The 12,406-nt window shown below is 51.9% G+C and carries 9 protein-coding genes and 1 pseudogene; 3 read left to right on the top strand and 7 right to left on the bottom strand.

The window, feature by feature from the left end:
• From AKL28_RS22220 to AKL28_RS22190, 5 genes are all read right to left on the bottom strand, one after another.
• A partial coding sequence (locus AKL28_RS22220; RefSeq protein ID WP_050470487.1) for a DMT family transporter occupies positions 1 to 744 on the bottom strand: 744 nt, incomplete at its 3' end.
• A 53-nt stretch (positions 745 to 797) separates the two neighbouring features.
• On the bottom strand, positions 798 to 1,259 hold the full coding sequence (locus tag AKL28_RS22215) for a hypothetical protein (RefSeq protein WP_156226443.1): 462 nt from the start codon (positions 1,257 to 1,259) through the stop codon (positions 798 to 800).
• Positions 1,260 to 2,459: 1,200 nt separating this feature from the next.
• Complete coding sequence (locus AKL28_RS22200; protein WP_050470483.1) at positions 2,460 to 3,407, bottom strand: hypothetical protein; 948 nt, start codon at positions 3,405 to 3,407, stop codon at positions 2,460 to 2,462.
• A gap of 637 nt (positions 3,408 to 4,044) precedes the next feature.
• Entirely contained in the window at positions 4,045 to 5,172 is a 1,128-nt protein-coding gene (locus AKL28_RS22195; protein WP_050470482.1) for a porin, read from the bottom strand.
• Between the two features lie 471 nt (positions 5,173 to 5,643).
• Positions 5,644 to 5,976, bottom strand: coding sequence for a helix-turn-helix domain-containing protein (locus AKL28_RS22190; protein ID WP_050470481.1), 333 nt, complete (start codon positions 5,974 to 5,976; stop codon positions 5,644 to 5,646).
• Between the two features lie 257 nt (positions 5,977 to 6,233).
• On the opposite strand from AKL28_RS22190, the gene AKL28_RS22185 reads away from it, so the two are divergent.
• Positions 6,234 to 6,518, top strand: coding sequence for a helix-turn-helix domain-containing protein (locus tag AKL28_RS22185; RefSeq protein ID WP_050470480.1), 285 nt, complete (start codon positions 6,234 to 6,236; stop codon positions 6,516 to 6,518).
• Positions 6,515 to 7,816, top strand: a complete 1,302-nt coding sequence (locus AKL28_RS22180) for a type II toxin-antitoxin system HipA family toxin (protein WP_050470479.1) — start codon at positions 6,515 to 6,517, stop codon at positions 7,814 to 7,816. The genes AKL28_RS22185 and AKL28_RS22180 overlap by 4 nt, the downstream gene beginning before the upstream one ends.
• 1 nt (position 7,817) lies before the next feature.
• Here the strand turns inward: AKL28_RS22180 and AKL28_RS22175 are convergent, their stop codons facing one another.
• Entirely contained in the window at positions 7,818 to 9,743 is a 1,926-nt protein-coding gene (locus AKL28_RS22175; protein ID WP_050470478.1) for a hypothetical protein, read from the bottom strand.
• An 85-nt stretch (positions 9,744 to 9,828) separates the two neighbouring features.
• A pseudogene (locus AKL28_RS22170) lies at positions 9,829 to 10,503 on the bottom strand (ATP-binding protein); the annotation flags it as partial.
• A 95-nt stretch (positions 10,504 to 10,598) separates the two neighbouring features.
• Here AKL28_RS22170 and AKL28_RS22165 point away from each other — a divergent pair.
• Positions 10,599 to 12,406: hypothetical protein (locus AKL28_RS22165; RefSeq protein ID WP_082221624.1), on the top strand; the 1,808-nt coding region annotated here is incomplete at its 3' end.

Genomic DNA, 12,406 nt, shown 5'->3' with positions numbered 1-12,406 from the left:
GAAATACGCACCTGTGCGTGCCGTGCCCAAGTGCCGCAACGCCACCACGAACAGCGTTAGGCTGACGCCGTAGGAAAGAAAGCCTAGAAGCATGGTTCCGGCCAAGACGGAGGGACTTGGCAAATGGGCGCCCACTGCCACGGCAAGCGTCAGGTTGGTAAGCCCCGCGAAAATTCCCTTCATGCTTGCAACCCAGGAGCCGTCCGTCGACGAGACCTTCCGTGTGAGATTGTTATCAACACCCCAAGAAAAGCATGCCGCGAGAATCGCCAATGCGGGCCAGAGTTGGACCTTGTCTAGTTCTGGCGGAACGCTCAGAACAACGGCACCAATCACTATAGCCACCATACCAAGGGCAATGCGTCGGTCAAAATTCTCCTTGAAAGCAAACCAAGCCAGCAGCGCAGTGAAGACTCCTTCTGCATTCAGTAACAATGACGCTGTTGATGCCGGTGCCGCGGTGAGCCCCATCATCAGAAGCACTGGCGCTATGACTCCGCCGAAGACAATTGCACCAGCCAACCAACCTATCTCATTTCTTGGCAAAGATACCTTTTTAGCGCCAACGGACTTTCTGTAGATGAAGAGGCCCACACCTGAGCCAATGTACAAGAAAGCAGCAATCATCCACGGTGAGTTTCCCTCAAGCAACGACTTAGCGAGCGGAGTAGCTGCACCAAAGAGCAGTGCCGCAGTCAACGCTGCCTTTACGCCGGGGGCGGAGATGGTTTTCCACAACTTCATCGCTATCTCATTTCTCGATTTAATGTGCCGTTCTCTTTCTTCGGACCGACGATTTAACCGAAGAATGGGACTGCCACAGCGAAGGTGACCGTAAGCGCAAGGATCGCAGCGAAAGTCGGCACAATTATGGCTCCCTTCCAGCCATCATAGACCTCCCAGTCTGTTCTTAACCCGACTAGCCACACCAATGCGAACATTGAAATCCAGATCGCCAAAAGAACGGGAACGAAAATCCATTCATGATCGTTCATACCGTCGAGCTGCGCGGTTGCCTGGAAAAAGGTGGCGAGCAACAGTAGAAGTGCTCCAAGCCGATACCAGAACGCAGAATATTCATTTATAGAAGGCTGTCCCTGCTCCTGCTTCTTCTTCGCGGCTTCCAAGACACCTATTCCGCCAAAGAGCCCTCCAAACGAAGCAAACACAAATGGCATATAGGCCAACAATGCTTTGATTGCATTCCCCTGAGGATCCGTGCAACGAATAAGCATTCCCTCTTTGTCTGTGCATGGCATCTCATATCCTCGCCACACCAAAAGTCCCCCCAGTAGGATGACTACGATAAAACCTACGTTCAGCCAACATGGACTTTTCTTGAAAAAATGATCCCTCATTACCCTCCCTTGGTTTCTGCTTTTCGGAACGAACCACGCCGAAATTCAACTAGTGCCCGCTATAGAAAAAATGCTTTATTTCACCGCAACTATGAATGAAATAATGCCCGCTAGTGCGGGCATTTTTATCACAAGAGCACCTTCAAATTGGATACAAGGAATCTACCATTCCCATTGCCTCTTGTCGTCCGCAGGTCAACGCCTGCTGCGGAGACGCTTGGAATGTTTGGTGGTCACAACGTTGCATTTGCCCATCAATGGTAATTCGCCACAGCCAGCCGTCCGCAAATAGCGGCTGTACCGCCTCCACTTGAACTACTCGCTCCTTGTACAAAAACTGTTCCTGAGGCATTCGCTATTCCATCTAAATATTTTTCTTCTTCTAAAATGCCAAAAGACTAGGATTAGTGCAGTACCAAATTAACAATACGGGAGGAAAAATGGCTGAAGACGCAGCTGCGGCGTACGCACTCATCAAAGAACAAGGTATTCAAATTGCTCAGATGGCGAAACTTTTAGAAAGCCACATTGCCATCCGAGAAGCCCACAGTACAATCCTTCAGTCGCTTATTCCGTTCGTAAAGGACAACCCAGACTTTCGACGCATAGTGACAGATGTACACACAGTACGTTTGTCATCTCATCTCGAACGAGACGTTAGCAATGACTTCATCGAAAGGTACACCGAGGCAGTGAACGCTCTTCTACCCTCCGAATTAAGATTTCCAGCGCCCTCAGTGGAGTTCTGACCATCTAACCATTTTGCTCCAAGCAATGACGTAGTCTGCGACATAGGTAGTTTTTTCCGCGGATTTCATGAGGACGCGGCAACAAAATCCCCCCAGAGTTCCGTGATTTCGGGGGGAAATGGAACCTGGGGGGCCGGCCTTATCAGGGGGAATTCGGCCACTTTCCAGCATCAGCACCATAAAAATACGATTGACGCGACTAATCCAATTCTGTGAAAAGGTGCAAAAATCAGGGCCAATTCTGACTTAATTTCACACAAGGTTTTCCTGCTCTCCGCACCTAGCCACTTTCTTCTGGATGGAACAACGCCGACGAAGAATCAATCAACAAAATTTTTACTCATTTTGGCAATCATGGGGCAATGTTTGGCGGCCGCTTCACCGAGGAGAACATGAATGCTAGGCCATCCTGCCCCTTAGCTCCGATGAACACTATTTCCGTGTTTCCGTCCACTTGTCGGAAATTTCCCGTGAGGTGCTGCGGAGGTATAGCGTTATGCGGCGAAACAAACCAAGGAGTAATTGATGTTGGGTATGAGCCTGTAGGAACGTAGGAAGGCAAAGGAATTTTGTTCTGGTTTTCCGAAAAAAACTCGGCCTCCGCGTGAAATTTGAATGCTTGATTTTCCTTAGATGCCCAGAGGATGACACCTAGGACGTCAGCCCCCACGGTCGACTCTTTGCGTGCCGTCTTCTTGGTCGCTTGAATCATATCTGTCCAGCACATCCCTAAGCTGGGCGGCCCACCTCGTTCGAGCAAGTCAATACCCAGCGTAGATCCGATGCTGTAGCACAATGTTTCCGACTTTAGCTCGACAGCTTTCTCTACACTTACTTTCCTGCCGCGAACTGTTCGATTGAGATGGGCTTGAAAATTTAATAGCTTCTTCTTCCGTTCATATACTCCGGCGATGCTTATTTCGAGACCATATCCCTGAAAATTCGCCAGATGGATATTTGCCACAGCATTGCGAATGAAGCGGATTAGCTCTAAAGCTTTGAGATGATGCAGTCTGACTCCGTCGTCGGATCTGAAAGGTGCGATGCGTCCATCTTCATCCCGAGGGAGCCTCCTTCCGTAAAGAACTTCTGCGAGCCATTCATCTGTAGGCACATTGTTTATAAACGCTGCGCCTGCGAATCCAATCACTGCTATTCCGTCCGCCGCTTTGAAGATGATGGTTTTGTTTGCGCGGCGATCAAAAGGAATAATATTTTTCTCTTTTGTCTTCCAGGTGACCAGTCTGTCGCTAGTTTGAAGAGCGACATTTGCGAAGGTCTTGGTAAAAATTAGTGTCATATTTGCCTCAAAAACATTTGTTGTGATGAGGCACCCTATCGCTTAGCTGGTCTTGGTGCCGATATCTAGTCAACTCTTGACTCTAGCTCGCGAACAGTCTGCCCCGCAATAAGTTGCGATAGTTGAAACATAATTCCTTCCTATGCGTGCTTCTGTATTTACCAGTTCAGCGATCCCATCGATGAATACTTCACCGATGGGATCGCATGTGATTGCGCAGGAAGGAGCGAACGCCTCAGAAAATGCCTGATAAACCGAAGGCTTTTAATGCCCTATGATTTGATCCCATCATATCGAGAGCTCGGGCGCTCTGAGGATAGCTATGAAATACCTCTTTCACTGGTCTCTTCACCTCTTTTCCGCGATAGGAATTTTGCTGGTTCCAGTAGTGATCATTGTGCTGAAGCGTAGGAAAGCTGCTCTCGCGAGAATGGCGGAACTGGATGCCGAACGAATCATTTCGGATTTACTACAAAAGCGGCGAAAATAAGCAGTTTTCTCAATTTTCCGAGTAGCGAGATTCCGTTTCGAACGGACTTCTACACAGCCTTTTCGCTCCTCGCAAAAAAACGGTGTTGCCCGCTAAGGCAACACCGTATCAAGTACTGCTCCTCTCAAGACCATCTATACGTCACATTTAGAACTTGTGACGGAGGCCCACGCGAATTACGTTTTGAGTCGAGTCGTCCATCGGCGCGATGTTGCCGGCGCCGTTCAGCACGCCAGGATTGGTCACGTTGGAAGCGCGCAGGTTGCTCCACAGCGCGTACACGTCGGTGCGCTTGGACAGGAAGTAGTCCACGCCCAGGTTGAACTGGGTGACCTTGCCCGAATTCGACAGGGTGCTACCGGCTGCGCGGTTGAAATCCATGCGGTTATAGATCACGCTGGCCAGCAGATGCAGGTTTTGATTCAGCGTGTAATCCACACCGATGTCGAAGATGTTGGCCTTGCGAGCGGCGCCGACAGATGGCAACGCGGCGGCAGAGTTACCCAGAGCTTGGCGCTTACCTTGCGACCAGGCGCCATACAGCTTTGCCGGACCAAACTGGTAGCTGGTACCGATGGTGAAAGTCTTGACGTCAGTGTTGCCAGGCTGGAAGCCGTTCGACGCGTTGGTCAGCTTCGACTGGTAGTAACCGGCTCCGATGCCGAAAGCACCGTTGCTGTAGTTACCACCGATGCCGTAGGCTTGGCCAGCCGACGTTTGACCTGCTTGCTCACCGAAAGCGTAGTACAGGCTGCCGGTGAAGCCGCTCAGGTTGGCGGTATCGAAGCGGACAGAGTTATCGTTACGACCGGTCGAGGTGCGGTCCAGGTTGTCGGCGTGCGCGCCCTTCTGGCCGTTTTGACCGAAAGATTGGGCCGAAGTGTATCTGGAGCCAATCTCGTCCAGGAAGTCAGCTTGACGGCCCACGGTGACAGTACCGAAGGAGCCTTGCAGACCGACGACCGACTTACGATCGAACAGGCGAGTCGAGTCGCCCATGCCGCCAGTGTCGGCGTTGAATCCATTCTCCAGCACGAACAACGCTTTCAGACCGCCGCCCAGATCTTCCACGCCCTTGAAACCGATGCGCGAGCTGGACAAGCTACCCGATTCGAGGCCGAAGCGCGAACCATTGCTGGTGCCAACGGCGTTTTTGACGTTCGAGCTGTACGACAGACTGGTATCAACGATACCGTAGATGGTGACGCTGCTTTGTGCGTGTGCGACGGATGCACCCAGGCCGAGGAGGGCAAGTGCGATAACCTTCTTATTCATATAACTCCCGATAGTTAAAAATCGTGATCGCGAGCAAGTCGTGCCCGCTGATCACCACAATCAGGCATTGAGTATCCCCGCCCACGCAAGGACACTTCGTGCCGGATATTTCTGGCGTAGCGCTACTTATCTCGTAGCGTTTTGGCCTTCAGGAGTTATTCGGCAGAACTATTTCTTATGAGTACATTACTTGGTGGCAATCATTTGTTATGACGACTTACGGCTATATTTTTTCGCTAGCCTAAAGATACGCTCAATCAAATAAAGGCTTATCAAGTTATAGCTACACACATAAAAAACATAATTCGCTGTACACCATCCGCATCGAGAGCAATGAGAGCCATAGTCTAAGCGTGAGTTATACCGACGTCTTCGATTGTGATTGTCGATTGCATATTTCAATGATGGTGGGCACCTAGTTCGTGTGAAGTGGACCCTTCTAGTTCAGCTGATCTGGACAACAGAATTCTTCTACGTAACAGACACTGTGACGCGCTTGCCAGCCCTGGTTAGCAGATTCACTAGCGAGTCAATGGAGAACTCTATTCCGTTCCTGTTGATTACGTCCGAAACACGTTGGCGAGTTATGCCCAAGATTTTGGCAGTATCAGCTTGCACCAGGTTGTTGGCTTCGATCCAAGCCGCCAGTTCGGTGATCAACTGATCCTGGAGGGTACGTTTCAACGAGATAAGTTGTTGAGAGTTGGCCTTCAGCTTGGCCGCTTCTTCTGGCGCAAATCCCAAGTCGGCGAACACATTGCCGTCTGCAGGCGTCGTTTGTATTGACTTGGTCTCGATGGCCATCTTTTCTCCCCTCTTCGATAAGAGCGTATCCAGATTTTCGTGTGCCCACGATCTCGCCTATCGCTGGGTACGCCTAGTTATACCTTGCCGTCAATGGCCGTGCGACAGAGATCCTGCGGCCGGATAACCATCGTATGCCGATTTCCAGCAAGTGCAACGGCTGACCAGTTCGCGGAGGGCGTAATTCGACAGACAATCTCGCATGAAATTTATGCTATAAAGTAAATAAGACGAATATCTTTATCTTATTCAATAAAATGCGAATTGGTGAACAGCTTCAACAACGTCGCGCAACTCTTGGCAAAACGCTGCAGAGCATTGCGGATCTGACGGCGATGAGCTTGCCACAAGTGAGCAACGTGATGACCGGCAAGGTCGATTCACGGATCAGTACCGTTGAGGCGCTGGCCGATGCAATGGACGCCACCTATGTGCTCGTCCCAAAGCACCTCTTGCCCGAAATCCAGCGGTTGTTGTCCGGAAAGGCCATTGGCCCAGATGACGTACCGACAGCCGCAGAAAGAATTCTGGCCGCAAAATGAGCATTGCTCCAGCATCGCGTTACCTGGAGGTGTGGCTCCACGAGTTGCATGTCGGCTGGCTATGCGAGGCGGATCGGGTCACTCGCTTCGTTGCCACAGAACAGTACGGCATGGATGCACAACGCTCTACTTTGTCATTCTCGATGACGGTTCCGGGGGCGGACCAAATCACTCGCCAGATACTGACGAACCAATATGATCCAGCGATATATCGGGAGCGCCGGGATTTGCCGCCTTTCTTCGCGGGCTTGATGCCGGAAGGCACACTGCGTAGCCGATTGGCGGCCACCCGCACGGACGCTGGCGACATGGACGCCTTTGGAATCCTGGCTGCGGCCGGAGAGGACCTTCCCGGGGCGGTAAGGGTCGTGCCAGCAGATTTACACCGTCTTTCCCCTACCGCTCTGCAGTACAAGCATGTACGAGGTGGGGCGACTGCACCTGAAGGTGCATTTCCAGGCGCGGCCTCGTTATCCGGTGTTCAGGACAAGCTTGCGTTGTCCGTGCTTCCGGGATGGCAGCAATATGGGGTGCCTTCCAAGGGAAAACTGACAAATGTGATCGCCAAGTTGCCGCGGCCGGAAGATGACTCTCAAGTGATGAACGAGTACGTCTGCATGAAGCTTGCCTCGCTGGCAGGCGTAGAAATCGCCCCGTGCAAGCTCGTATCAATGAGCGATTTACGCGATCACCCAGATCTCGTTGCCGAGTTGGGCGCGTCAACGCAGACGCTGCTCTTGGATCGATTTGATCGTGGTACTACCGGCCCGATACACATGGAGGATGCTTGCCAGCTGCTGACTCTCATGCCTGCGCAAAAATATTCCGGCCTTGATCAAATTACGACCTTCATTCGCATCTTGGATCGCTTCGGGCAACGGGGCATTGAAGATATCCGTCAGTTCTTCATTAGGCTGGCCGTCAATACACTGATCGGAAATGCCGACGCGCATTTGAAAAATTTCAGCGTCCTCTATCGCAATCGCTCACATCCAGAACTTTCGCCCGCCTACGACATTGTTTGCACCGCCGCTCTACCTGGATACAAAGGGTTCAGTAAGAACGTGGCAATTGATCGCACACAGCAGAGTGAAACACTGGAGACCTACATTACTCTCGCCACAAAAGCGGGCCTAGCCGGACGTATTGCGAAAGCAGCCGTGCGATTTGCGGTCGGTAAAGCTCAAGAAACATGGCTCAATGCCATGTCCGACATGGAGGTGCCAGACATGGTTAGGCAAACCATCGAGCACCGTCTGGCGGTTCTGCCCTTAGCTAAGGTTTGGATGCGATCTTAGATCATTCCTCGGGGGCCGCGTACTTGTATGTCTGCAGGAAATTTAGGATGTATTCCGTATCTAGAGCTTTGGGGGAAACATCCTTTTGATATTGGTGCCGATAAAATCCTGCTGTAACTCCGTGATCGCCCAGGGCTTCATTCAGCTTCGCGTCCATATTTCGTCCCTTATGGTTCGCAACCATCTCCATTGAAGCGGCAATATAGACTTCAGGCGATGAGGAGACATCACTCAATACGATGGAGCGGAAGCCTGTCTCGGTTTTTCGGCACTCTATCTCTATCCAATAGTGAAGTTGGCCATCCACGACGACGCGCAGAACCAGGGCAGTTCGGTAGGTGCGACGGCGTCGGCCGTCGTCATCTAGGCCCTGATCAATGTAGCGCCAGCAGCGCGCGGGAGGCCGACTTTGCTCTGCGGATCCTTCGGGGAAGAAGAATTGCCACACGTCTAGCTCACCACGGCGGCCGGCGCGTTTTCCTGATGCTCCAGACTCGACGGAGACGTCCGCTATTTTCTTCTCGGCGCGGAGTGTTAAGAAAGCCGTCATGACTTGTCCAAAACGTTTCTCTGCGTCCCTGATCACGACCTCTGCGGCACCTTGATCAACAGCATCGCCCTTATTTCTGAGCTCTCCCATGGATACTTTGTCCACAGGTCGCGATTCTTTTGGAGGTGTCTTGGGACCGTAGGTTTTGCTGCTCTTCTTCGGCATCTTTTCAAGCTTAGGGCCATTACCGAGGAACGACATTTCGGCTGAGATAACGTCGGTCGGCGTTGTGGACGAGTCGGCGTCATGATTGTTGTCAACCTCGATTGGCTTCTGTTCCTTCGACGTCACCACTTCGACTTGTGAAAAGGGTCTCGGCGCGTCAGTTGCGATCGGTGATGGGCTACGCTCATTGTTGTTGGTTCGTCCATGAAGAATGGTCGGGATCCAACTGGGCCATGAGTGTTTAACGATTTCGGTTACCAGGAATTTGGAGCGGACAACCTTTTGATTGTTTTCATCATAGAAGGTCCATTCACGTAGTTTGAAGCCACGCACCTGTACTCGAACATCCTCGGATTCTTTGAAGGGAAGGCGCGCACTGGCGTACCAATTGGGCTTCGTGTCGTAATGGCGCCGCTGAGCGAGAGCGAGGGAGTAGATTTCAGTGGCGCGAGTACGAGCATATTCGTCATGATAGTAAAGCGCCGCCCAACAGGCATATTGGTCTTTCACCTTGGTCTGAAGAACGATGCCCCATTTTCCATCAGCGGTAATTTCCGTTTTCTGACCCGATTCCAGATTCTCCTCGTCTGACAAGATGGTGTACATCCTTTCTGGCCAACTGCCATGGCTAAAAGCATTGGCAAAGATAGTCTGCATACCATAGAACGCCTTAAACATCGTCATCCGGGGAATGATGAAAGAGGTATTTTCTCGCTCAATCACCAAACATTTGGAGTGTTTCATCTGAAAGGGAACTACCGAGTACTCGAACTTGTTCAGGAGCCTGTACGGTCCCCAAGTCCAATTTGCGGGCGGCGGAATCGACTGTCCTAGCGTGAATTCTTCTAGACCTACTTCGCCACCAGGGATCGAAAAGGTCGCCGAGGCTGAAGGTAGATCGCCAATGTGTTCTTGGTTGTGAAATACAGCTCCGATATGCAAGGCCGGAAGCAGACCAGCGAGGACGACAGGATGTCGTTGCATTACTTCCGGCTCAGGGTCCCCCTTTGAGCGCTGTCCCAAGACGGTTAATAGCGCATCATCTTTGAGCCGAGATAGCTCTGTGGCCTTTGAAATGGGGAGCTTTTGCAGTATCACCTTGACCGATGCGGAGTCGGTGCCCAAATGAGGGAGCGTGAATTCGTCAATCCATTTAACAAACCAAAAGCGGCCGTCTACGGGAAATTCCAGGATTTTCGCGGGAAGTGGCATGTAGTTCCGTGTGGAAATAGATGCCGTAGAGCATATCTCAGTCGCGCTTATTTGTGTTTAGTCGCCCCAATTGTTGGAAATGACAGCCGCCGCCTACCAGCGCCACGGCCGAGGCGGTGTGATGCGGTGTGCGATAGGGGCGCTGCTTCCAGCGCGAAACGTCGAAACCGGCGCCCAGCGACTGCACCGCGGCCGCTTCCAGCGCCTGTTCATCGCTCATGGGCGGAAGGATGCCGGGAAAGCGCGCGGCCAGCATCGATTTTCCGGTGCCGGGCGGCCCTACCAGCAGCAGGCTGTGGCCGCCGGCGGCAGCGATCTCCAGCGCACGTTTGGCCTGCAGCTGGCCTTTGACGTCGCTGAAGTCGGGCCAGATGCTTGGACGGGGGCAGTGTACGGCGCGGTGCCGCGCCAGCCGGTGCTGTTCGTCGCGGGAGGAGAAATGTGCGCAGACATCCAGCAGCGAGTGCGCCGGGAGGATGGTGGCATCCATCACCAGGGCAGCCTCATCGGCGTTGGCGGCCGGCAAGATGAAGCCGCGCCTGGCTTGCGCGTCGCTGTCGGCATGATGCATGGCATATGTCATGGCCAGTGCGCCGCGAATGGGCCGCAGTTCGCCCGATAGCGAGAGTTCTCCCGCGAATTCATATTGGTCGAAGCTGTCGCCGGGGATTTGTCCCGACGCGGCCAGGATGCCCAGCGCAATGGGCAAATCGAAACGGCCGGACTCCTTGGGCAGGTCGGCTGGCGCCAGGTTGACGGTTGACGTCGATGTAGTATGGATTGTATGAGCAAGGTTAAGGAATTCCCTATATTCTGAGCCTTGTATGATCCATTGACATCGATCCTCTACCTGGCATGAGCAATGTAATCAACGTTCGCTACAAGATTGCCGTAAAGACAACAGTCAGAGGGCGAACCTACTACGCCGAGCTACCCATCTCGCTGCGTGAACTGCATATCCCACGAAAAAGTTGGATCGCCGAGCAATTGCATATACTGCAAGCTCAGTCAGAGGTCGCGGCCCTTCTAAGACATGACATCGATTGTTATTTGACTGTCATAAAAATGCTCGCGCAGAATGAAGCGGGCCTCGAAATGCTCTCTTTACCTGCAAATAAGGTGGGGCGGCATGTACTCTACCGATTGTTCTCACTCGAAGAACAGCTTCTGCATCCAACTGATCGTACCGACGAAGGAAAGTCGAAAGTTTCTTCTTCGTTCAGGAAGTGCGTTATTGATCTCGCTCAAGAGCAAAAATTAAAAGACGACGAGATAACACGCAGGTCTATCGGTTTTCAATCAAGTCTGACGGGACGCGCAGGACCACGTTCTCTAATTAGCGATGTAACGGACAAGTCACTAGATCCTGATCTAGCTGCGCCAATTAGCGCCTTGTCCCACAAGGATGCCAAAGATCTAGTCGTGAAAACCCGAGAACGTCTTGAGTACGACTTGGTGACTATTCAAGATGCTTGCGTTCGGGAATTGGAAACGTGTAAAGCTATTAGAGAACGTTTGATTGCACTTGGAAAGACGAAGTGCTCCCGAGGAATGGTGAATCTAGTCGCGGACATGCTCTCGGCCGAAAAGTACCCTTTGAAGGGACATCAAGCGGCTGTCGGCGAACTGTCTACGGATATGCTCTTTGCCGGCTATCAAAAGGTTATCGCGCGTGATGGGTTGGCCAAAGTTGAACGACCCTATTCCCCAGTATTTTGGAAGAACAAGAACCGCCTCGAAGATTTTCTGGGCGCAGGTGAAAAGCACCTTGTTGGGCCAGGATCTCGAATTCACTATTTACCCTATCGGATGATAGCTCCAGAGCTCGTCGCTGCTTTTGTGCTGCTTTTGAGCTATACGGCCTGGAACGGCCACACTTTGCAAGCGATGGGTGCAGACGATGTGGTTGTCAAAGGGGATTGGGTAACGCTGAAGGGATACAAGGGGAAGATCGACAGCTTTGTTACCGATGCTCACCTCGATATCAAGCAGCCCGGCCTGAAGTTGGCAATTGATCTCATTCTGTGGAATAGGAAACAGCTAATAAAGCTAGGTTTTTTGCCTAAGAACTCCCAGCTCCTTTGGTGTACATGGAGTACCTATTACGGGCCTATTGAGTTTCAGTACGTTGGTTTTCAAGATGGTCTGAAGAAATTTCAAAAAGCTTACTCCTTACCGTCCTTCAGTCTTGACCAAGTCAGGCCTCAGGTAATGGCCTATGAATCGCTGAAAGGGAAGAATCCCGACCACGTTCGGCAACTTGCTTCGCACAAAAAGCTGTCGACCACGGGACATTACCTTGACCAAATTTTAATGCGGAGTCTGAATTCCGCCATTAACTTGGAATTCCAACGGCGAATGGAAAACACCGTTATTTTCCGTTTGGCTGAAAAGGACAGTGCTTTCGAGCCACTCGTACGAATGAAGCATGTGGATCTTCGGCTCTTGACTCCACTGGGCGACGGGAGCAGCTGTCGGAACCCAGCCGAACCTCCTGATGAGGAGTTCATGATCGGGAATATGTGTGATGGAAACAGATGCCACGTGGGTGAAGGCTGCGAAAACAGAATGGTGGTCATCGATATGGAGAATTTGGCGGCCCTCATCCGAAAGCGGCGTTTCTATCGAATGAATTGGCGGCGTCTCGAAGCTAAAAATAGCGC

This window comes from Herbaspirillum chlorophenolicum (assembly GCF_001189955.1).
Lineage (GTDB): Bacteria > Pseudomonadota > Gammaproteobacteria > Burkholderiales > Burkholderiaceae_D > Herbaspirillum > Herbaspirillum chlorophenolicum.
Note: the sequence above shows the minus strand (reverse complement) of the source record. Positions and strands in the feature narration are given on the sequence as shown.

What these genes read in the sequence shown, in the direction of transcription:
- AKL28_RS22190 (WP_050470481.1), bottom strand. Translation starts at nt 5,976, where the DNA reads ATGGCCATCGAGACCAAGTCAATACAAACGACGCCTGCAGACGGCAAT.
- AKL28_RS22185 (WP_050470480.1), top strand. Translation starts at nt 6,234, where the DNA reads ATGCGAATTGGTGAACAGCTTCAACAACGTCGCGCAACTCTTGGCAAA.
- AKL28_RS22215 (WP_156226443.1), bottom strand. Translation starts at nt 1,259, where the DNA reads ATGCCATGCACAGACAAAGAGGGAATGCTTATTCGTTGCACGGATCCT.
- AKL28_RS22200 (WP_050470483.1), bottom strand. Translation starts at nt 3,407, where the DNA reads ATGACACTAATTTTTACCAAGACCTTCGCAAATGTCGCTCTTCAAACT.
- AKL28_RS22175 (WP_050470478.1), bottom strand. Translation starts at nt 9,743, where the DNA reads ATGCCACTTCCCGCGAAAATCCTGGAATTTCCCGTAGACGGCCGCTTT.
- AKL28_RS22195 (WP_050470482.1), bottom strand. Translation starts at nt 5,172, where the DNA reads ATGAATAAGAAGGTTATCGCACTTGCCCTCCTCGGCCTGGGTGCATCC.
- AKL28_RS22180 (WP_050470479.1), top strand. Translation starts at nt 6,515, where the DNA reads ATGAGCATTGCTCCAGCATCGCGTTACCTGGAGGTGTGGCTCCACGAG.